This window comes from Blautia massiliensis (ex Durand et al. 2017), from assembly GCF_001487165.1.
Taxonomy (GTDB): Bacteria; Bacillota; Clostridia; order Lachnospirales; family Lachnospiraceae; genus Blautia_A; species Blautia_A fusiformis.
In genome coordinates this window covers 2,573,109-2,595,668 of sequence record NZ_LN913006.1, presented here as the reverse complement: position 1 = coordinate 2,595,668, position 22,560 = coordinate 2,573,109, and the positions used below count along the sequence as shown (strand labels likewise).

At 44.9% G+C, this 22,560-nt stretch carries 20 protein-coding genes and 2 pseudogenes; 18 read left to right on the top strand and 4 right to left on the bottom strand.

What is annotated here, in order from left to right:
- Positions 1–138: 138 nt before the first annotated feature.
- The 17 genes from BN3261_RS12895 to BN3261_RS12815 all read left to right on the top strand — a co-directional run bounded on the left by BN3261_RS12895 (position 139) and on the right by BN3261_RS12815 (position 19,051).
- Positions 139–981, top strand: a complete 843-nt coding sequence (locus tag BN3261_RS12895) for a CvfB family protein (RefSeq protein ID WP_021652585.1) — start codon at positions 139–141, stop codon at positions 979–981.
- Positions 982–1,086: 105 nt separating this feature from the next.
- Positions 1,087–4,554, top strand: a complete 3,468-nt coding sequence (locus BN3261_RS12890; RefSeq protein ID WP_021652587.1) for a DNA polymerase III subunit alpha — start codon at positions 1,087–1,089, stop codon at positions 4,552–4,554.
- 68 nt (positions 4,555–4,622) lie between these two features.
- Positions 4,623–5,612: a 6-phosphofructokinase gene (gene pfkA / locus BN3261_RS12885; RefSeq protein WP_059086454.1), complete on the top strand. Its 990-nt coding sequence runs from the start codon at positions 4,623–4,625 to the stop codon at positions 5,610–5,612.
- Between the two features lie 8 nt (positions 5,613–5,620).
- Positions 5,621–7,015 carry a TrkH family potassium uptake protein gene (locus BN3261_RS12880; RefSeq protein ID WP_021652589.1) on the top strand — a complete coding sequence of 465 codons (1,395 nt, stop codon included), beginning with the start codon at positions 5,621–5,623 and terminating at the stop codon, positions 7,013–7,015.
- Positions 7,016–7,028: 13 nt separating this feature from the next.
- Positions 7,029–7,688, top strand: a complete 660-nt coding sequence (locus tag BN3261_RS12875; protein ID WP_059086453.1) for a potassium channel family protein — start codon at positions 7,029–7,031, stop codon at positions 7,686–7,688.
- Between the two features lie 36 nt (positions 7,689–7,724).
- Positions 7,725–8,501 (top strand): TrmH family RNA methyltransferase, encoded by a 777-nt coding sequence (locus tag BN3261_RS12870; RefSeq protein ID WP_059086452.1) that lies wholly within the window; start codon positions 7,725–7,727, stop codon positions 8,499–8,501.
- 15 nt (positions 8,502–8,516) lie between these two features.
- Positions 8,517–8,957 carry an NfeD family protein gene (locus BN3261_RS12865; protein ID WP_021652591.1) on the top strand — a complete coding sequence of 147 codons (441 nt, stop codon included), beginning with the start codon at positions 8,517–8,519 and terminating at the stop codon, positions 8,955–8,957.
- Positions 8,958–8,960: 3 nt separating this feature from the next.
- On the top strand, positions 8,961–9,902 hold the full coding sequence (locus BN3261_RS12860) for an SPFH domain-containing protein (protein ID WP_015526727.1): 942 nt from the start codon (positions 8,961–8,963) through the stop codon (positions 9,900–9,902).
- Between the two features lie 26 nt (positions 9,903–9,928).
- Complete coding sequence (argF, locus tag BN3261_RS12855) at positions 9,929–10,927, top strand: ornithine carbamoyltransferase (protein WP_021652592.1); 999 nt, start codon at positions 9,929–9,931, stop codon at positions 10,925–10,927.
- Positions 10,927–11,733, top strand: a complete 807-nt coding sequence (locus tag BN3261_RS12850) for a biotin--[acetyl-CoA-carboxylase] ligase (RefSeq protein ID WP_059086451.1) — start codon at positions 10,927–10,929, stop codon at positions 11,731–11,733. The genes argF and BN3261_RS12850 overlap by 1 nt, the downstream gene beginning before the upstream one ends.
- Positions 11,734–11,864: 131 nt before the next feature.
- Positions 11,865–12,233, top strand: a complete 369-nt coding sequence (locus tag BN3261_RS12845) for a DUF6145 family protein (protein ID WP_015526724.1) — start codon at positions 11,865–11,867, stop codon at positions 12,231–12,233.
- A 9-nt stretch (positions 12,234–12,242) separates the two neighbouring features.
- Positions 12,243–13,211: a tRNA dihydrouridine synthase DusB gene (dusB, locus tag BN3261_RS12840; protein ID WP_059086948.1), complete on the top strand. Its 969-nt coding sequence runs from the start codon at positions 12,243–12,245 to the stop codon at positions 13,209–13,211.
- Positions 13,212–13,326: 115 nt separating this feature from the next.
- Positions 13,327–14,277: a glycosyltransferase family 2 protein gene (locus tag BN3261_RS12835; protein ID WP_015526721.1), complete on the top strand. Its 951-nt coding sequence runs from the start codon at positions 13,327–13,329 to the stop codon at positions 14,275–14,277.
- Positions 14,278–14,546: 269 nt separating this feature from the next.
- A complete protein-coding gene (gene greA / locus BN3261_RS12830; protein ID WP_015526720.1) occupies positions 14,547–15,032 on the top strand; it encodes a transcription elongation factor GreA in 486 nt (161 codons plus the stop codon).
- Positions 15,033–15,096: 64 nt separating this feature from the next.
- On the top strand, positions 15,097–17,136 hold the full coding sequence (gene lysS / locus BN3261_RS12825) for a lysine--tRNA ligase (RefSeq protein WP_059086450.1): 2,040 nt from the start codon (positions 15,097–15,099) through the stop codon (positions 17,134–17,136).
- A 224-nt stretch (positions 17,137–17,360) separates the two neighbouring features.
- Positions 17,361–17,813 carry a VOC family protein gene (locus BN3261_RS12820; protein ID WP_059086449.1) on the top strand — a complete coding sequence of 151 codons (453 nt, stop codon included), beginning with the start codon at positions 17,361–17,363 and terminating at the stop codon, positions 17,811–17,813.
- A 248-nt stretch (positions 17,814–18,061) separates the two neighbouring features.
- Positions 18,062–19,051 (top strand): tyrosine-type recombinase/integrase, encoded by a 990-nt coding sequence (locus BN3261_RS12815; protein ID WP_059086448.1) that lies wholly within the window; start codon positions 18,062–18,064, stop codon positions 19,049–19,051.
- A gap of 124 nt (positions 19,052–19,175) precedes the next feature.
- On the opposite strand, the gene BN3261_RS12810 is transcribed toward BN3261_RS12815, so the two are convergent.
- The 4 genes and pseudogenes from BN3261_RS12810 to BN3261_RS12795 form a co-directional block, all read right to left on the bottom strand.
- Positions 19,176–19,814 (bottom strand): DUF1847 domain-containing protein, encoded by a 639-nt coding sequence (locus BN3261_RS12810; RefSeq protein ID WP_059086447.1) that lies wholly within the window; start codon positions 19,812–19,814, stop codon positions 19,176–19,178.
- 542 nt (positions 19,815–20,356) lie between these two features.
- Positions 20,357–21,202: a MerR family transcriptional regulator gene (locus BN3261_RS12805; RefSeq protein ID WP_059086446.1), complete on the bottom strand. Its 846-nt coding sequence runs from the start codon at positions 21,200–21,202 to the stop codon at positions 20,357–20,359.
- 149 nt (positions 21,203–21,351) lie between these two features.
- Entirely contained in the window at positions 21,352–21,552 is a 201-nt protein-coding gene (locus tag BN3261_RS12800; protein ID WP_004611564.1) for a helix-turn-helix transcriptional regulator, read from the bottom strand.
- 98 nt (positions 21,553–21,650) lie between these two features.
- Positions 21,651–22,084, bottom strand: a pseudogene (locus tag BN3261_RS12795) (S24 family peptidase).
- A gap of 39 nt (positions 22,085–22,123) precedes the next feature.
- On the opposite strand from BN3261_RS12795, the pseudogene BN3261_RS18415 reads away from it, so the two are divergent.
- Positions 22,124–22,225: pseudogene (locus BN3261_RS18415) on the top strand (methionine--tRNA ligase subunit beta); the annotation flags it as partial.
- Positions 22,226–22,560 lie beyond the last annotated feature (335 nt).

Genomic DNA, 22,560 nt, shown 5'->3' with positions numbered 1-22,560 from the left:
CAAATAAAAGGCAGTGACGGAAAGAAATTTCCGAAGCTGCCTTTTTTGTGCTTTCTATAATAATTCTCTTATGTTATAATGCAGGACAGACAGCAAATAGTAAATGATCATATATAGTTTTAAGGAACAGGAGTAAGAATGATAGAATTAGGTAAAAAACAGAAATTACTGGTTGTAAAAACCGTGGATTTCGGAATATATCTTGGAGAGGACCGAAACGCACCTCAGAATGAGCGGGTGCTTCTTCCGTCCAAACAGGTACCGGAAGGAACCAAAGCAGGTGATGAGATCGAAGTATTCATCTATAAGGATTCCCAGGACAGACTGATCGCAACTACCCGTGAGCCGATGCTTCAGGTAGGACAGACAGCAGTCCTTAAGGTAAAACAGGTTACCAGGATTGGTGCTTTTCTTGACTGGGGACTGGAGAAGGATCTTCTTCTTCCGTATCATGAGCAGACCAACCGGGTCCGTGAAGGCGAGGAGTGTCTGGTAGCTCTTTATGTAGATAAGAGCAGCAGACTCTGTGCAACCATGAAGGTGTATCATTATCTTTCCACCAGAACTCCTTATGTACCGGGAGATTCGGTAAAGGGGCGTGTCTATGAGATCAGTGGGAATTTCGGCGTTTTTGTTGCGGTAGATGATAAATATTCCGCTCTGATCCCGGCACGGGAGGCAACAGGCAAGTACAGACCGGGAGCTATTCTTGATCTTCGTGTCACAGAGGTGAAAGAGGATGGCAAGATGAACGTCAGTGACCGCCAGAAGGCTTACATCCAGATCAATGAGGATGCAGAGAGCGTATTCAGCGTGATCGAGGAATTTGCAGGGGTGCTGCCATTTGATGATCATGCCTCACCGGAAGTCATCAAGAGAGAGTTTGGCCTCAGTAAGAACGCATTCAAGCGTGCAGTCGGTCATCTGATGAAGGAAGGAAAAGTAGAGATCCGTGACAAGAGGATCTACATTAAAAAATAACAAGGTGTTGACCGGCTCCGGATCAGACACGCTCCGGCACGTTCAGAGAAAAGTGCAGAGCGGGGAGGATCCGGAGCCCTGTTTTTTACGATAAGGAGAATAAATTTGGAGTTTACACATTTACATGTCCATACAGAATACAGCCTTCTGGATGGCTCCAATAAGATCAAAGAATATGTAGCCAGAGTAAAAGAGCTGGGTATGGACAGTGCGGCGATCACCGATCATGGCGTTATGTATGGTGTAATCGATTTTTACAGGGCTGCAAGAGAAGCCGGGATCAATCCGATCCTCGGATGTGAGGTTTATGTGGCTCCGGGCTCCCGTTTTGACAGAGAAGTGGGAAGTGGGGATGACCGTTATTATCATCTGGTCCTGCTGGCTGAGAATAATCAGGGATACAGCAACCTGATGAAAATTGTATCCAAGGCATTTGTGGAAGGGTTTTATTACAAGCCACGTGTGGATCTGGAGCTTCTGGAAAAATATCACGAGGGTATCATTGCCTTAAGTGCCTGCCTGGCGGGAGAGGTTGCCAGATATCTTGCACGTGGAATGTATGAGGATGCCAAGATCGCGGCATTACGTTATCAGGATATTTTCGGAAAAGGAAATTTCTTTCTGGAGCTTCAGGATCATGGGATCCCGGAGCAGCAGACTGTAAACCAGCAGCTTCTCCGTATGCACAGAGAGACGGGGATCGATCTGGTTGCCACCAATGATGTGCATTACACTATGGCAGAGGATGCGGAACCACATGATGTTCTTCTTTGTCTGCAGACTCAGAAAAAGCTCAGCGATGAGAACAGAATGCGCTATGAGGGCGGCCAGTATTATGTGAAATCGCCGGAGGAGATGGCGAGGCTTTTCCCATATGCGCTAGAAGCGTTGGAAAACACGCACAGGATCGCGGAGAGATGTCATGTGGAGATTGAATTTGGTGTGACCAAGCTGCCGAAATATGATGTGCCGGATGGACTTACCTCCTGGGAATATCTGAACAAGCTTTGTCATGAGGGACTTGAGCAGCGTTATCATCCGGTAACAGAGGAGCTGAAAAAGCGCCTGGATTATGAGCTGTCTACGATCAAAAACATGGGATATGTAGATTACTTTCTCATTGTATGGGATTTTATCAAATATGCCAGGGACAACGATATCATGGTCGGTCCGGGACGAGGCTCTGCCGCAGGAAGCCTGGTTGCCTATACACTTGGGATCACCCAGCTGGACCCGATCCGGTATGATCTGCTCTTTGAACGTTTCCTGAATCCGGAGCGAGTATCCATGCCTGATATCGATGTGGATTTCTGCTTCGAACGGAGACAGGAGGTTATTGATTATGTAAGAAGAAAATATGGTGATGACTGCGTGGTTCAGATCGTTACCTTCGGTACACTGGCAGCCCGCGGTGTCATTCGTGATGTAGGCCGTGTTCTGGATATGCCTTATGCCCAGGTGGACACCATCGCCAAGATGATTCCACAGGAGCTGAATATCACCATTGACAAGGCACTGGGAATGAATCCGGAGTTTCGCAAGGCTTACGAGGAACAGGACGATATCCATCGTCTGATCGATCTGGCAAAACGTCTGGAGGGGCTTCCGAGGCATACCTCCATGCATGCGGCAGGTGTTGTGATCAGCCAGAAGGATGTATCGGAATACGTACCCCTTTCCAGAGCACAGGATGGTTCCATTGTCACGCAGTTTACCATGACAACACTGGAAGAGCTGGGACTTCTGAAAATGGATTTCCTGGGTCTCCGTACCCTGACGGTTATCCAGAATGCTGTGAAAATGGTGGAAAAAAGTACCGGTATGCTTCTGGATATGCAAAAGATCGACTACAACGACAAAAAGGTACTGGATTCTCTCGGAACAGGACGTACTGACGGTGTGTTCCAGCTGGAGAGTGCCGGAATGAAAAGCTTCATGAAGGAGCTGAAGCCTCAGAGCCTTGAGGACGTGATCGCGGGAATTTCGCTTTATCGTCCGGGTCCCATGGATTTCATTCCGCAGTACATCCGTGGAAAAAACCGTCCGGATACCATCCGTTATGACTGTCCGCAGATGGAGCCGATCCTGAAGCCAACCTATGGCTGTATCGTATACCAGGAGCAGGTTATGCAGATCGTCCGTGAGCTTGCAGGCTACACCCTTGGACGAAGTGACCTGGTGCGCCGTGCCATGTCCAAGAAAAAAGCTTCTGTTATGGCAAAAGAACGTCAGAATTTCGTTTACGGAAACGTGGAAGAGGGAGTACCGGGATGTATTGCCAACGGTATTTCCGAGGAGATCGCAAACAAGATCTACGATGAGATGACAGATTTTGCAAAGTATGCCTTCAATAAGTCTCACGCTGCCGCTTATGCAGTGGTTTCCTACCAGACGGCATATCTCAAATATTACTATCCGGTAGAATTTATGGCTGCACTGATGACATCCGTTGTGGAAATGCCGAACAAGGTTGCCGAGTATATTTCTGTATGCCGTCAGATGGGGATCCGGATCCTTCCGCCGGATATCAATCATGGTGTTTATGGCTTTTCTGTTGACAATGGTTCCATTCGTTATGCACTTTCTGCCATCAAGAGTATCGGCCGTCCGGTAATCGAGGGGATTGTGCGGGAGCGTGAGGAGCACGGAGAATATACCTCCCTGAAAACATTTATTGAGCGAAATATCGACCAGATCAACAAGAGAGTTGTGGAAAATCTGATCAAGGCCGGAGCGCTGGATTGCCTGGAGGGAAACCGGAATCAGAAAATGACGGTTTATACGCAGATCATAGACAGTATCAACCAGGATAAGAAGCATACCATGGCGGGACAGCTGAGTCTTTTTGATATTGCGCCTGAAGAAGATAAAAAGGAATTTGAGATCCGTATGCCGCAGGCAGCAGAATATCCGAAGGAGACGATACTGACCTTTGAGAAGGAAGTTCTCGGCATCTATCTCAGCGGTCATCCGCTGGAGCGTTACCGGAATATGATGGAAAAAATGATCTCTGCAAAAACTTCTGATTTTCAACCGGATGATGAAACAGGGATACCGGAGGTTTACGATAACCAGAAAGTGATCGTGGGTGGAATGATCACGGATAAAACCATAAAATATACAAAGAATAATAAGGTAATGGCGTTCCTTACAGTGGAAGATCTGGTAGGCACCGTGGAGGTTGTGGTATTTCCACGTGATTACGAAAAATGCCAGATGTTCCTGAATGAAGATGCCCGGCTCTTTATTCAGGGAAGAGTATCCGCAGAAGACGACAAAGCCAGCAAGCTGATCCTGGAAAAGGTCCGTCTTTTTGATGATATGCCAAGAGAACTGTGGCTCCAGTTTGAAAGCCGGGAAGAGTACGCAAAAGCCGAGACCGGTCTGGTAGATGATCTGATGGAATCCAGAGGAAACAGCACGGTGGTTATTTATCTCAAAGATGTCAAGGCAATGAAGAAGCTTCCCCCTGCTTATCAGGTCCATATCGAGGATTCCTGGCTGGAGCGCATGTGTAAAAAATATGGAAGTTCCAATGTTAAAATTGTGGAGAGAGTATTGAAAAACTTATAAAAATGCTATAAACTATACCCGAATATGTGTATTACAATAGGTTGTTTCATAAGATGGAGGATAACAATATGGCAGAGAACAAAATCAAAACGATCGGCGTTTTGACCAGTGGCGGTGACGCACCTGGAATGAATGCTGCAATCCGTGCTGTTGTCAGAAGAGGATTAAGCAGCGGACTGAACGTAAAGGGAATCTATAAAGGATACAGCGGTCTCTTAAATGAGGAGATCAGAGATATGACAGCAAAGGACGTTTCCGATACGATTGAGCGAGGCGGAACAATTCTTTATACTGCCAGATGTGCAGAGATGAGAACAGAGGAAGGACAGCAGCAGGCTGCAGAGATCTGCAGAAAGCATGGGATCGACGGCCTTGTTGTTATCGGTGGAGACGGATCCTTCGCAGGTGCTCAGAAGCTTGCGAACCTTGGAATCAATACCATTGGCCTGCCGGGAACCATTGACCTTGATATCGCATGTACCGAGTACACCATCGGTTTCGATACTGCTGTAAATACAGCTATGGAAGCTATTGACAAGGTACGTGATACATCCACATCCCATGAGAGATGCAGTATCATCGAGGTTATGGGACGTAACGCCGGATACCTTGCAGTATGGTGCGGTATCGCAAACGGTGCTGAGGATATCCTGATCCCGGAGAAATATGATTACGACGAGCAGAAGCTTATTGACAATATCGTAGAGAGCCGTAAGAAAGGCAAGAAACACCATATCATCGTAAATGCTGAGGGTATCGGCCATTCAGAGGCTATGGCGAAGCGTATCGAGGCTGCAACAGGTATCGAGACACGTGCAACGATCCTTGGTCACATGCAGCGTGGTGGAAGCCCTACATGTAAGGACCGTGTATATGCGTCCATGATGGGTGCTCTTGCAGTAGATCTTCTTGTTGCCGGAAAACGCAGCCGTGTGGTTGGATACCGTCATGGTGAGTTTGTTGATTTCGACATCAATGAGGCTCTTGCAATGCAGAAGAATGTAGATTCCTACATGTGGGAGGTCTGCAATTCTCTTTCTCATAATTACAGAAAATAAAGATATTTATGAACTTAAAAAAAGTTTCAGACGGATTGCATAAACTGAATACGTCACAAATAATTGCCCTCGGCTTTGCGGGGGTGATTTTTGTAGGTGGACTTATTTTGTGGATGCCGTTTTGCAGTGCACCCGGGCAGGCTGTTACCTTCCCGGATGCTGTTTTTACAGCGGCGACCAGCGTATGTGTGACAGGACTTTCCACAGTTGTTATGGCAGTCCAGTGGAGCCCCATTGGAAAAGCGGTTATCCTGTGCCTGATACAGATCGGCGGGATTGGACTGATCGCACTGGCGAATATGATATTCATCAGCCTCCGGAGGAAAATTTCCCTGAAAAACCGGCGGATCATCAAGGAATCCTATAACCTGGATGAAATGGGTGGAGTCGTGGCTGTAGTCCGCAGTGTGGTGAAATGCGTGTTTCTTGCAGAAGGAATCGGTGCGGTCCTGTATGCGTTTTGCTTTGTACCGGAATTTGGAATAAAAAAAGGTCTGGTGCATGCCATATTTCTGGCGGTATCTGCATTCTGCAACGCTGGGATCGATCTTTTCGGGGAAACAAGCCTTTCGGTATATGTGAGCAATCCGCTGGTCAATATCACTACGATTGGCCTGATCATTGTGTCAGGTCTTGGATTTATCGTCTGGTGGGATCTGTGGGATAAATTCCGCAAGGTTCTGAGAAAAGAGCTTTCCCCATCCAGAGTTTTTCGTGTACTGCGGCTTCAGAGCAAGCTGGTCCTTACGATGACCGGGATCCTAGTATTTTCAGGAGCATTTCTGGTATTTATCTTTGAATCCGGAAACCCTTCCACGCTGAAGGGGGCACCACTGGGAACAAAGCTCATGGCATCCTTTTTCCAGTCAGTGACAACACGTACGGCGGGATTTTATACCATGGATCAGTCGCTTTTGTCCACACCTACCGTGATCATTTCCCTGCTGTGGATGTTTATCGGAGGATCACCCATGGGCACTGCCGGTGGTGTGAAGACTACTACCATTGCGGTTCTGATCCTTTCTATTGCAGCATATCTTCAGGGAAAAAAGGATGTAGAGGTATACGGCCGCAGGATCCGTGAGAGCTATCTCCGTTCTGCCATGGTTGTTGCAGGAACCAGTGTGCTGATCCTTTTTACCATGACGGTGCTTTTGTCCGCAGTAATGCCGGGAGTGGATTTGGCAGATGTTTTATATGAGATCACTTCTGCGGGGGCTACAGTAGGACTTTCCAGAGGACTGACACCTCAGCTGAATGTGGCAGGCAAGTGGATCGTGATCCTTACCATGTATCTGGGACGTATCGGACCGCTGACACTTGGAACAGCAGTTGTGATGCGTGTACGCAACAGGCCGGGAAGCACCACGCATCTCGGTGAAGAAGATATCATGATCGGTTAAACAGGAGAATAGAATGAAAAATAAATCTTTTGCCGTGATCGGGCTTGGACAGTTTGGAATGACTCTGGCGGTGACGCTGGCAGAGTCAGACTGCGATGTTCTTGCCATTGATGACAAAGAAGAAAATATCGAAGAGATTTCCGAAAAAGTAACCTATGCGGTAAAAGCAGATGTCCGTGAACCGGGAATCCTGAAGGCTCTGGGAGTTCAGAATGTGGATGTAGCCATTATCGCAGTTGCCGAAAATCTGGAAGCCAGTATTTCCGCAACCATGCAGGCCAAAGATCTGGGAGTGCCCTTTGTAGTTGCAAAAAGTATGAATTCTCTTCATGGACGTATACTTGACAAAATCGGTGCAGATAAGATCATTTATCCGGAACAGTCCATGGGACTGCGGGTTGCCAGAAATCTTATGTCCGGCGGGTATCTGGATGTGTTTGAGCTTTCAGCGGAGTTCAGTATGGCGGAGTTTTCCATGCCGGTATCCTGGATTGGAAAAAATCTGGTAGATCTGAATGTACGGGAGCGTTTTCACATTAATATCATTGGCATCAAGCTGGGTGAAAATGTCACGGTAGATCTGGATCCTTCCGAACCGCTTCCGGACAACTGTTCCATAATCGCCATCGGAAAAAACAAGGATCTGAATGCAAGTCGTGAGGAATTACGTTAACCGAATACGGATTGCCGGAAGGAGAGAAATAAAAGTATGATAACCAGTGTATCAAATGCAAAAATAAAAAATGTCATGCAGCTGAACCAGAAGGCAAAAGCCAGAAGAGAGCAGGGACTTTTTGTGGCAGAGGGCCGGAAAATGTTTCTGGAAGCACCGGAAAGCTGGGTTTCCCAGGTGTTTGTTTCCGAGACAGTTTCCCGGGATGGAGAGCTGATGTCTCAGGCAGAAAAATATCCCTGTGAGATCGTGAAGGATTCCGTATTCCGTCAGATGTGTGATACCAAGACTCCCCAGGGGATCCTGACAGTTCTGAAGTTGCCTTCCTGGAGCGAGGAAGAGGTACTGGCGGGAGAAAATCCTCTGGTCATGGTTCTGGAGGATCTTCAGGATCCGGGAAATGCGGGAACCATTCTCAGGACCGGTGAGGGCGCCGGCGTAAGCGGAGTTTTCCTCACAAAAACCTGCGTGGATATCACAAATCCCAAGGTGATCCGTTCTACCATGGGCTCCATTTACAGAATGCCTTTTCTATACGTGGAAGATGTGGTATCATTAGAAAAGAAGCTGAAAGAAAAGGGAATCCGCAGTTTTGCAGCTCATCTGAAGGGCGAGAATTCCTATGATCAGGAATCCTATAAGGGCGGTACCGCATTTTTCATCGGAAACGAGGGAAAGGGCCTGACTGATCAGGCGGCGGAGGCAGCAGACTGTCTGATCCGCATTCCCATGTGCGGAAAGGTAGAATCGCTGAATGCTGCCATGGCATCGGGAATTCTGATGTACGAAGCTGCAAGACAGAGAAGAGAATAAGAGAGGAGGGGTTTTATGACACCTTTGGCCTGGCTTGGAATACTGGCAATTTTACTGGTAATTGAAGCAATCACGGTAGGACTTACCACTGTCTGGTTTGCAGGCGGTGCGCTTGTGGCGTGCATTGCCTCGTGGCTTGGTGGGGGAATTGTTGTACAGCTCCTTTTATTTTTCGGAGTTTCCGTGGTGCTTCTGATCTTTACCAGACCTCTGGCGGTCCGCTACATGAACAAGGGCGTGGAAAAGACCAATGCAGAGAGCCTTCTGGGAAAAAGAGCCGTAGTGATACAGCCGGTCAACAACCTGGCCCAGACCGGGCAGGTGAGGATCAATGACATCGAGTGGACTGCACGGACCGCAGATGACGGGGAAGAAATTCCAACAGGTGCAGTGGTTGAGATCGAAGAGATCCGCGGAGTGAAGCTGATCGTAAAAGAAATTAGCAAGGAGGGCTAAATTATGGGTGGAGTTGTTGTTTTGCTTGTAGTCATCGTTCTTGTGCTGTGGGTACTTGCATCCTGTATCCGCATTGTACCGCAGGCCTATGCAGTGGTACTGGAACGTCTTGGCGCTTACAAGGCTACCTGGAGTACAGGAATCCATTTCAAGGTTCCGTTCATTGAGCGTGTTGCAAGAAGAGTAAACCTGAAAGAACAGGTTGTGGATTTTCCACCGCAGCCGGTAATTACCAAAGATAATGTAACCATGCAGATCGATACGGTTGTATTTTTCCAGATCACAGATCCGAAGCTTTACGCATATGGCGTTGAGAATCCGATCATGGCGATCGAGAATCTTTCTGCTACAACACTTCGTAACATCATCGGTGATATGGAGCTGGATGAGACACTGACATCCCGAGAGGTTATCAATACCAAGATGCGTGCTTCCCTTGATGTGGCTACAGATCCATGGGGAATCAAGGTTAACCGTGTGGAGCTTAAGAACATCATTCCTCCGGCAGCCATCCAGGATGCCATGGAGAAACAGATGAAGGCTGAGCGTGAGAGACGAGAAGCCATTCTGAAAGCAGAAGGAGAGAAACGTTCCACCATCCTTGTTGCAGAGGGTAAAAAACAGTCCGCTATCCTGGATGCGGAGGCTGAGAAGCAGGCGGCGATCCTTCATGCGGAGGCTCAGAAGGAGCGTATGATCAAAGAGGCTGAAGGACAGGCACAGGCAGTCCTTAAAGTACAGCAGGCAACTGCAGAAGGACTTCGTATGATCAAGGAAGCAGGAGCAGATGAATCTGTTCTTACTCTGAAGAGCCTGGAGGCTCTTACAAAGGTTGCTGACGGCAAGGCAACGAAGATCATCATTCCGTCCGAGATACAGGGCATCGCAGGGCTGGCAACATCCCTGAAGGAAATCATGACAGATAAACCGGCAGAGCAGAAATAAATCTGCAGCCATGAGGAGGACATATTATGAATCTTAAAGGAAGAAATTTCCTGACACTGAAAGATTTTACACCGGAAGAGATCACTTACATGATCGACCTTGCAGCAGATCTGAAGGCAAAGAAAAAAGCAGGAGAGCTTCATGAGTATTACAGAGGTAAGAATATTGCCCTGATCTTTGAAAAAACAAGCACAAGAACACGCTGTTCCTTCGAAGTGGCAGCTCATGATCTGGGAATGGGTTCTACCTATCTGGATCCCACAGGCTCCCAGATCGGAAAGAAGGAGAGCATTGCAGATACTGCAAGAGTTCTCGGAAGAATGTATGAGGGAATCGAGTACCGTGGCTTCGGTCAGGATATTGTTGAGGAGCTTGCGAAGCATGCAGGTGTACCGGTATGGAATGGCCTGACAAACGAGTATCATCCGACACAGATGCTTGCAGATATGCTGACAGTACGTGAACATTTCGGCAAACTGAAAGGCCTGAAGCTTGTATACATGGGCGATGCCCGTTACAACATGGGTAACTCCCTGATGGTTGTATGCTCCAAGCTTGGTCTTGATTTCGTAGCCTGCACCAATAAGAAATATTTCCCGAATGATGAGCTTGTAGCACAGTGTCAGCAGTGGGCAGAAGAGGCAGGTTCCACCATCACTCTCACAGAGGATGTGGAGGTAGGAACAAAAGATGCGGACATCATCTACACAGATGTATGGGTATCCATGGGCGAGCCTGACGAAGTATGGACAGAGCGTATCCACGACCTGACACCATACAAGGTTACCAGACATGTAATGGAGAACGCCGGTGAAAAGGCGATCTTCCTTCACTGTCTGCCGGCATTCCATGATCTTAAGACAAAGATCGGAAAAGAGATGGGCGAGCGTTTCAACCTTACAGATATGGAGGTTACAGACGAAGTATTCGAGTCTCCGCAGTCCAAGGTATTCGACGAAGCTGAGAACCGTATGCACACCATTAAGGCTGTGATCGTTGCAACATTAGGAGAGCCGGAGAAATAATGTCAGATTTATTTAATGAAGAAATAATTTCACAGGCAACACATACAAAATGGGCGGGCAAAACCGTCCATTTTGCAAGAGAAACAGATTCCACCAACCTCTGGGGAAAACGTGCCTGGAGGGAAGAAGGCGCAGGACACGGAGAGCTGTTTGTGGCAGAATATCAGTCCGCAGGACGCGGACGTTTTACAAGACGATGGAGTGCGCCGCCGGACAGTGCCATTACTATGAGTATCCTTATCTGCCCGGAATTTTCTCCGCAGAAGGCGCCGATGCTGACACTTGTTATGGGACTTTCAGTTGCACAGGCAGTAGCAGAGCTCGGTCTTGAGGTAGGGATCAAATGGCCTAACGATGTAGTTGTTTCCCGCAAAAAGATCTGCGGTATCTTAACCGAAATGACCATGAAGCAGGATAAGATCGGCTGTGCAGTTATCGGAGTCGGGATTAACGTAAATATGGAAAGCTTCCCGGAAGAAATGGCAGATAAGGCTACCTCTCTGTATCTGGAAAGCGGACATCCCTTTGACCGGGCACAGGTAGTCGGACTTGTGATGAAGCATTTTGAGGAAAATTATGAGAGATTTGTACAGACAGAGGATCTCAGCGGCCTGAAACCGGATTATGAGAAAATGCTGGCCAATCTGAACCAGCCGGTACGTGTACTGGATCAGAATGATCCATATGAGGGGATCGCAAGAGGGATCAATGCCGGCGGAGAGCTTCTGGTAGAGCGTGCAGACGGTACAGTCGAGGAAGTAAATTCCGGAGAGGTTTCTGTACGTGGTTTATACAGCTATGTGTAAAACATGCAGCACAGATCGGATAAAATTTCCGGCAGCGATTTTCCGTTGATGTTTTATTGCAGTAGTGGAAAAAACAAGAATCTCCCTGCTTTAGCTGTGGGGAGTGTCAAGTTATAAATAAAGGAGATTTTATGTATCAGGATAACATTGTGCTCTGCGGAGCAAGCTCTTATGAGCAGAAATATTATTTTAACCAGGATTTTGCGTCTCTTCCTGAGACGGTAAAGCAGGAGCTGCAGATCATGTGTGTGCTTTTCACAGAGGATGTAGGCGGGATCCTGACACTGGAATTTGATGAGGACGGCAGTCTGCAGTTTAAGACTGAGGCCCTGGAGGCAGATGCCCGTTTTGACGAGATCGGAAGTGCACTGAAGATCAAGGAACTCCAGCGGGACAAAAGAGAGCTTCTGGAATCTCTGGAAATGTATTACAAGGTATTTTTCCTGGGAGATATCCCGGATGAGGAACTGCAGAAAAAAGCAGATGCCGTTGAGGAATGATCCATGAAGATGCAGTGGAAGATCGGAAATGTGGAGATACCGAACCCCTTTGTGCTTGCACCGATGGCAGGGGTTACGGATCTGGCATTTCGAAGACTTTGCAAGGAGCAGGGTGCAGGCCTGATCTGTATGGAAATGGTCAGTGCCAAGGCGATCTCTTTTCATAATAAGAATACAGAGGCGCTGATGGAAATCGATCCCGGGGAGCATCCGGTATCCATGCAGCTTTTCGGCAGCGAGCCGGACCTTATGGCAGAGGTGGCAAAAAGCATTGAGGAGCGTCCCTTTGACATTCTCGATATCAATATGGGATGTCCGGTTCCCAAGGTGGTAAATAATGGCGAGGGCTCAGCTCTTCTGAAGGATCCTCAGCTAATCGAAGAGATCGTCCGCAGTGTTTCCGGAGCAGTTTCCAAGCCGGTAACGGTGAAGGTCCGCATTGGCTTTGATGAAAATACGCCGGTGGATGTGGTGGAGATCGCAAAACGGGTGGAGGATGCCGGTGCAGCAGCCATCGCAGTTCATGGAAGGACCAGACAGCAGTATTATTCCGGTCAGGCGGACTGGGATGCTATCCGCAGGGTGAAGGAAGCGGTGACTATTCCGGTGATAGGAAACGGAGATATCGTTTCACCGGAAACTGCAGAAGCCATGTTTAAAGAAACTGGCTGCGATGCGGTGATGATCGGCCGTGCAGTACGTGGGAACCCGTGGATCTTCCGGGAGCTGAATCACTATTTCCGCACCGGGGAAAAGCTTTCCAGACCAACCGCAGAGGAAGTCTGCGAGATGATCCTGCGCCATGCCGAAGATCAGATCGCGATAAAGGGTGAGTATATCGGGATCCGCGAAATGCGGAAGCATGTAGCCTGGTATACAGCCGGTATGCGGCACAGTGCGGGAATCCGGAGAGAATCTAATAATATTTCAAGCTATGAAGAATTGAAAAAGCTTACAGACATGGTACTGGAGCGATAAAAGAGAAAAGTATGTCGGAGAAAACGAAACGTTCTATTGACAAGGAACGGGGCGCGTGCTACAGTCAGTTAGCGGGAATCCGCAGAAAGTTTTTTTGTTTTACAGGAGAAAAATAATGGCAGATAAAATAGCAGTTTTAATTCCTTGCTACAACGAAAGCAAGACGGTAGCAAAGGTTATCCGCGATATGAAAAAAGCACTTCCGGAAGCTGTGATCTACGTATATGATAATAACTCTACAGATGGAACAGACGAGATCGCCAGAAAAGAAGGGGCAGTTGTCCGTTATGAGTATCAGCAGGGAAAAGGAAACGTGATCCGCAGTATGTTTCGGGATATCGATGCGCAGTGTTATCTTATGGTAGATGGCGACGATACTTATCCGGCAGAGTTTGCAGCTGAAATGTGCAGCAAGGTTCTGGAGAAAGGCACAGACATGGTAGTTGGTGACCGCCTTTCTTCTACATATTTTACAGAGAACAAGAGACCTTTCCACAACTTTGGAAACAGCATCGTAAGAGGTTCCATTAACCGTCTTTTCAAAAGCAACATCAAGGATATCATGACAGGTTACCGTGCCATGAGTTACCGCTTTGTAAAAACATTCCCGGTACTTTCCAGGAATTTTGAGATCGAGACAGAGATGACGATCCACGCCATCGATAAGAACATGCAGGTTGAGAATGTAGTCATTGAATATCGTGACAGGCCGGAGGGAAGTGAGTCCAAGCTGAATACTTATGCAGATGGATTTAAGGTCCTGAAGACTATTGTGAAAATGTTCAAAAATTACAAGCCGCTGGAGTTCTTCTCCCTTATCGCAGCAGTGCTGTTTGTGGTGGGAATGGTATTCTTTATTCCGGTGCTGGTACATTTTCTGGAGGTTGGGACAGTGGAAAAGATCCCGACACTGATCGTCAGCGGGTTTGTGATCCTGACAGCTATCATCTGCTGGTTTTCAGGGATCATCCTTTCTACACTGGTCAATCAGCATAAACAGGATTTTGAGTATCAGACACAGATGGTGACTAATCGTTATAAAGATCTTTTTCCGGAGAAGAAATAAGGAATCAGACCGGGCAGGATAATACAGAAAAGCCGTGTTGAAATCTGAGATTTCGCGCGGCTTTTTTTGCATATTTCAGGGACCCTTTTTCGACGTGGAATGCTTGACAATACTGGGGCTTTTCGGTATAATACAGGAATTGTGAATATCCTGAGATTTTTACGCCCTTTTTTAGAAAAAAGAGCTCTTGGGAATGGTAGCAACAGAAATATCCGAAGCTGTATTTTTTTCAGAAAAAACAGCACGGTTTTGAAAGGAAGTAAGGCAAAATGGAAGAAGCAAAGAAGAACTTACTCACATACGCAGGACTTAGAAAACTGGAAGACGAGCTGCACGATCTGAAAGTTGTTAAGAGAAAAGAAGTAGCAGGAAAGATCAAAGAGGCCAGAGAGCAGGGAGACCTTTCTGAGAACGCAGAGTACGATGCAGCAAAGGATGAGCAGAGAGATATCGAGGCACGTATCGAGGAGATCGAGAAGATCCTCAAGAACGCTGAGGTTGTAGTAGAGGACGAAGTCGATCTTGACAGAATCAGCGTAGGCTGCAAGGTTAAGGTTCATGATTATGAATTTGAGGAAGATATGGAGCTGAAGATCGTAGGTTCCACAGAGGCTAACAGCCTTGAGGGAAAGATCTCCAATGAGTCTCCGGTAGGTAAAGCACTGATCGGTGCACACACCAACGATATCGTTGAGGTTGAGATGCCGTCCGGAATCATGAAATACAAGGTTCTTGAGATCCAGAGAAACGTATAAAGCAGACAACGGAGCGGATCGCACAGATCCGCTTGAACGACAGATAGATTAAGGAGGCCAACAAGTGGCAGAGCAGAAGAAGCAGGATGTAAACCAGCTGCTTAAGGTACGTCGTGACAAACTGGCAGACCTTCAGGCAAATGGCAGGGACCCGTTTCAGATCACAAAATTTGATCAGACACATCATTCCCTTGAGGTAAAGAATCTCTATGAAGCACATGAGGCAGAGCTTCTCAAAGATCGCAAGGAGCTTGATGTAACAGGTCTTGATGAAGAGCAGACAAAAGAGGCTCAGAAGAAGGATTATGAAGAAAGAAGAAGCATCATGGACGCAAGCCCGATCCATGTATCGATCGCAGGACGTATGATGTTCAAGCGTGTAATGGGAAAAGCTTCTTTCTGCAATATCCAGGATTTACAGGGTAACATTCAGGTTTATGTGGCAAGAGATGCCATTGGAACCGATTCCTATGCAGATTTCAAGAAATCTGATATCGGTGATATTTTTGGTCTGGAGGGATTTGCTTTCAGAACAAGAACAGGTGAGATCTCCATTCATGCAGAGAAGATGACTCTTCTTTCCAAGAGCTTACAGATCCTTCCTGAGAAATTCCACGGACTGACAGATACAGATACCCGTTATCGTCAGAGATATGTGGATCTTATCATGAACCAGGACAGCAAGAATGTATTCATCAAACGTTCCCAGATCCTTAAGGAGATCCGTAACTTCCTTGCAGGACGTGACTTCATGGAAGTTGAGACACCAATGCTGGTTTCCAACGCAGGCGGTGCAGCTGCAAGACCATTTGAGACACATTACAACGCACTGAACGAAGACGTTAAGCTTCGTATTTCCCTGGAGCTTTATCTTAAGAGACTGATCGTAGGCGGACTTGAGAGAGTTTACGAGATCGGCCGTGTATTCCGTAACGAGGGTGTTGATACCCGTCACAATCCGGAGTTCACTCTGATGGAGCTTTATCAGGCATATACTGATTATGAGGGAATGATGGAGCTGACAGAGTCCATGTTCCGTTACCTTGCAGAGAAGGTCTGCGGTTCCACAAAGATTTCCTACAATGGTATCGAGATCGATCTTGGAAAGCCTTTCGCACGTCTGACCATGAACGATGCCATCAAGAAATATGCAGGAATCGACTTTGACGAAGTAGCAGATGATGAGGCAGCCAAGAAGCTTGCTGACGAGCATCATATCGAGTATGAGGATCGCCATAAGAAGGGTGATATCATCAACCTCTTCTTCGAGGAGTACTGTGAGAAAGAGCTGATCCAGCCGACATTTATCATGGATCATCCGATCGAGATCTCTCCGCTGACCAAGAAGAAACCTTCCGATCCGAACAAGGTAGAGCGTTTCGAGCTCTTTATCAATACATGGGAAATGTGTAACGCATATTCCGAGCTCAACGACCCGATCGATCAGAGAGAGCGTTTCAAAGCACAGGATGCTCTTGCAGACGCAGGTGATGAGGAAGCCAACCACACAGATGAAGACTTCCTGAATGCACTGGAGATCGGTATGCCGCCAACAGGTGGTATCGGATACGGAATCGACCGTCTCGTTATGCTCCTGACAGACAGCCAGGCAATTCGTGACGTACTTCTGTTCCCGACAATGAAGTCCCTGGACGCTGATAAGAAAGCTTCCAAGACTTCCGAAGCAGCTCCGGCAGCTGCAGAAGTGAAAGCTGAGCCTGAAAAGATTGATTTTTCTAAGGTAAAGATTGAGCCTTTGTTTGAGGAAGCAGTTGATTTTGACACATTCAGCAAGTCAGATTTCCGTGCAGTAAAAGTTAAAGAGTGTGTTGCAGTACCGAAGTCAAAGAAACTGTTACAGTTCACTCTTGATGACGGAACAGGCACAGACAGAACCATTTTAAGTGGTATTCATAGCTTTTATGAGCCTGAAGAACTGGTTGGAAAGACGCTTATCGCTATCACAAATCTTCCACCGAGAGCTATGATGGGCATTGACTCTTGCGGTATGCTCCTCAGTGCTATCCACGAAGAAGAAGGCGAAGAAAAGCTCCATCTTCTGATGGTTGATGACCATATTCCAGCAGGTGCAAAGCTCTATTAAGATGATGTAAAGATGTACCGTTTTACCGAATAGACGGGACGTACTTCATTTGATAAAAAACTAAAAAAACAGCGATTTACATCAAACTTACATCATTTGATGCAGAAATCGGTGCAAGCAAGAAAAAATCGCATAATTAGTACAATGAGTGGGCAATTCCAATCGGGATTGCCCATTTTTTAAACAAACAAAAATACATATCGAAATTTACAGGAGAAATATATATGTTTGGAAGAATTTATCATGTAGGACTAACGGTTTCTGATTTGGAACGCTCAATTGCATTCTACAGAGATGTCCTTGGGCTTGAGTTTCAAGGAGAGATTTTTATGGAAGGCGAAGAAACAGATAAAATGTTTCGTAGAGTAAATTGCAAAGCAAGGGTCGCTTATTTGAATGGCTCCAAGGCTGTTGAAGCACCGCCAGTTGAGCTGATTCAGTTTGTAAACAACGAAGTAAAGAAAGTTCCCTCTGATTTGTTTACAACATCTATCTCGGAAGTATGTTTCTACACAGATGATATTGATTCTGCTTACAAACATCTCGTAGATAATAATGTGGAGTGCTTGTCTGAACCGCAGTATTTCGATTTTAGAGCAGATGGATTTGGGGAAAGTAGAGCTTTTTATTTTAGAGACCCGGATGGAATCATTCTTGAGCTGATGCAGCCGCTTTAATGAAAAATGGTAAGTACAGGAAAGCGGCAACTTTCAGTTTGTCAGGTTGCCCTTTGAGAGAGGAGAAATCCTTTTCTCAAAGGGCTTTTTCTATTTATACGGATATTCGCAAACTACAAGACAAAGCTAAAACTTCATATACTCTAAGCACAAGGAGGTTGAGGTTTGGCTATGAATAACAGTTTAGCAGAAGTACATCCGGAACTTGTTTCGGAGTGGTCGGAGAAAAACTTACCGCTTGGGCAAATATGAAAAGAGGGCTGAAGAATAATACCTTTGAAAATTACAAATATATGTACAATACTTTTGTGCGACCAGTGATTGGAAGTAAAAGAATATCAACGCTGAAGAAATCGGATATTAAGAAATACTACAATTATCTTGTTGATGAAAGAAATTTGAAGCCTTCAACGATTGATAATATACATACGGTTCTTCATCAGGTTTTACAGATTGCTGTCGATGATGACTTTATCAGAAATAACCCGTCAGATAATGTGTTGAGAGAATTGAAAAAAGCACATTGTTTTCAGTCGGAAAAGCGTAGAGCGTTGACGAAACCGGAGCAGGAGCTATTTCTGAATTTCCTGAAAACCCACCCTGTATATGAACACTGGTATCCGGTCTTTGCAGTAATGATAGGAACTGGACTTCGTGTGGGGGAAGTAACTGGATTGAGATGGTGTGATATTGATATGGAAAGTGGAATGATTGATGTTAATCATACTCTTGTATATTATGACCACAGAACCGAGGGAAGTAAAAGTGGCTGTTATTTCAATGTAAATACAGCGAAGACTCCGGCGAGTATGAGGCAGGTTCCAATGCTCGGTTTTGTGAAAGAAGCATTTGAACATGAGAAACAGAAGCAGGAATATTTAGGACTTCATTGCGAGTTCACGATTGACGGATATACAGATTTTATTTTCATCAATCGTTTTGGTCAGGCACAGCACCAAGCCACACTCAACAAAGCAATCCGAAGAATTATCCGTGATTGCAATGATGAGCAGTTTTTGCACAGTGATGAACCTGATGTGTTACTTCCTCATTTTAGCTGCCACTCGCTTAGACATACATTTACAACAAGAATGTGTGAAGCTGGAGTAAATATAAAGGTCATTCAAGACGCACTCGGACATTCAGATATTTCAACTACACTGAACATCTATGCTGATGTTACAAAAGAAATGAAAGCGGAAGAGTTCAAAGGATTGGATAGCTACTTCAAAGTATAATATTGGACTTCACATACAGAAAGAGAACATACAGAGTGTTGTGTGTTCTTTTTTTCGTTGGATAAAAAGAGAAATGCTTGAATGGGATATCTTTATGTATCTTTAAACGCCCAAATTAGAAATATTACTCTTCTTCACTCTTCTTCAACTTCGAATAATAACTATCCGCAGTATAAAGCGCCGCCACCGGATTATGCCCCAATACACGGTCTTTCGTCACTGCTGTCGTAGTCAGTGCCTCGGAATATTTGTAAAACAGACTGTCATGCCCCACACAAAGTCCGACCACAACATTCAGGTCCGTCTTCGCCTTGTTCAGAAGCTTTGCCTGCAGGATCGGATTACACATATTCACACCGACACCTTCGCAGCATTCCGGGATGCCGACCGATGTCTTCTTCTGTGTTCCGGCTTTACAGCCGACACCATACACCTCAAAGCCATGTCTGCGCAGGATATCTGCCAGGATACGGCTTTCTTTCAACAATCCGACACAGGTTGCGATCCCGATCTTTTTCGCATTAATCTTCTTTGCAAAATCCATGATTTCTTCGACACGGGTATGTTTGCAGTAATTCTCATACTCTACTTCAGCTGCAGCGATTGTTACTTTGCGGTTCTCGTCTTCATTGTAGCATTCCATAGCTTCATTTAGAACTTCTTCATCCATGTGTGTTGTCAGACAGAAATCCGGATATGTTTTATCCATTTTACTGCAGTTTTTTACTGCGCAGTCGATACAGGACATGGCTTCTTTTTTCATTTTTTCACTCTCCTTTTGTATACCTTGGTATCTACAGAGGCCTGCCACTGGCAGATTCTCTAGATTAAGCTTTACTTTGTAAAATATCCTCTATTTACTTCATAATAACAAATACTTATACTACAGACAATGGTTTTCCGTTTTTATTTTCTTATTTTTTGTAGTTCTTTTCTATGAGAAACGTTCCCCGATTCAGGGTTGATTTGTCATGAATTGTCGATTCTGATTTTTGAAAAATTATTGAAAATTATCTTTTTAAACTTGAAGATATATAACAGTCTCTCTGATAGACCATCATCTTTGGATTTATACTATCATGTATAGGTTATTTCGTCAATCAAAACATTTATCCACTTCCCTCATTTCAATCCCAGCTCTTTCAATACCTCAGCCGAATACCAGCTACATGGAAGCCAATAAACCATGCAACAGCGGTTCTTTTATTCGCCAGTATATGCAATTTCTATCTCATAGCCGCCGTTCTCATAGTAGGCGTGGGAAAAATAGTATCTTATTGTTATTTCTGAAATATAAAATTTGAATCATAAAACTTCTTTCCCTCTCAAATCCATTTTTACCAAACCAACTACTAACAATCCAATAAAAATTGCCGTGTCCACAAATAACAGTACAACAACACTTTTTACCACTCCGAAAGTAAAAAGTATGGAGAAGATTTCCACTGACAACACAATAAAACACATATAATTTGTCAAATACTCTGTTATAATTTCTCCATAATAATTGTTCATCTGCAATTTCGCATAGATAAAAGGTTTTAATAAATAACGGATTATGATACATATAACAGGACAAATAAAAATCCAGTTTTTATTAACTAGGGATGTTGCCACTCCTTTACTCCATTGTACTGGAATTTCTGTCGGCAACTTAGAATAAGACAAAGCCCCAATAATCAAGCATAGTGCGGTAATCATAGTCCAGGTAAGCATACTTCCCCATATATACAAAAAGCTGACGGAATCCAGTTTGAAAACAGTTCGATTATCTTTCCAATAGTCATGCAAATCTGTTACATATTGTTCTACCTGTAATTTTTCATAACTAATACTTTCTTCATCCAGCATTTTTTCGCACATGAGTTTCGCCTTATTCAAATCAGTAATCTGATTTTTTAATACTTCCTTTTGCTTCTCAAGCATTTCCTGCAATGTTACTTTTTCGGATATAATACTTCGTATATCTTCAATAGAAATTCCCAATGTACGTAGATATGCAATCTTCTTTATATTTTCCACATCATTTTCAGAATAATCTCTATAACCATTACTTTCATTTCTCGAAGGCTCAATAAGTTGTTCCTTTTCATAAAAACGGATATTAGAACGGGATAAACCTGTTCGCTCTTCTACGTCTTTTATAGTCATATTATGCCCTCCTTTCGAGCAACTCTATTTTACTTAATAATAAGCTATAAACAAGGTTTACAGTCAAGCATTTATCAAAAAACTATAGTTGTTGATAAGGACATGAAAAGCTGTCCAAAATAGAAGGTGAACCGGATTGCTGCTCCGACTCAATCTTCCACGTGGAATACATCTTCCACCAGCATATTAAAGTATTTTGATATCCGCAGCATAAATTCGGCAGATGGGGTGCTGTCCCCACGTTCTATCCTGCCAACAGTTTTGGTGCTGTATCCGATAGCAGCGGCAAGGTCATCCTGGTAAATGCCACGCTGTTCCCGGATTTCTCTGATATTATTGGTAACCGCCATAAAAATCCCTTCTTTCAGTTCTATAGATATTTTCTTATTGTCAATTATGCAAAATAATGTGTCCAATAAAAAGGACTTGCAATTTTATCGGCAATGCTTTATCGGCAATGTCCTGTAATAGCAGAAGCATCAGATTTTCCAAGAACTTTTCCAAATATGTCTAAGCGGTCATTTTCACTAACCTTGATAGGTGCATACTTTTCATTAAGAGAGATAAGGAAAATTCCGTCTTTATCGTTTTGTAATTTCTTAATATAGGTTCTCCGTTAAGAGCGAAGATGCCGATTTCTCCATTAGCAACAGATTCCTGTTGTAATACCCATGCAATCTGACCACCATGGAATTCAGGTTCCATACTGTCACCACTAATACGGACACCGAAAGTAGTATCTTCCGGCAGGATAGATTCATCTATGCGTACAGTCTCTTTCTGTCCGTCTACAAGGAAGTTACCGGTTCCGGCTGATGCGGCATTTTCAAAAATATCAATGCTACGGAATGGAATTATCTTAGCAGTCTGCTTTTCATACATTCCGGATGCGTGGAGCAGATTGATATAATCCATAGCTTTTGCGGCATGCTCCTCAGTGCTATTCATGAAGAAGAAGGCGAAGAAAAGCTTCATCTTCTGATGGTTGATAACCATATTCCGGCATGTGCTAAGCTGTACTAAAATTAAATATAAAATCTCTAAAACCATGATGTCAGACCACAGTTGACAACAATTTGACAACAAAATTTGGGATAATAATGAATCGTTATGAAGCATGACGAATTTCAGGTGAAAGGACACAGGTTTGAGAATGAAATCAAAATTGATTCACTGGATCAATGATTGATATGCATGACAACAAGAGCACTTCTTAGAGTTAATCTGAGAGGTGCTTTTTTTTTATATAAAAACTTACTAAATTTCTGATTATCTTTTCATAAGTTGGTAAATGCCGATATATCCCGTATTTTAGGACTTTATCGGTATTTTCTTTTTGGAAGATACCTTGCATAAGC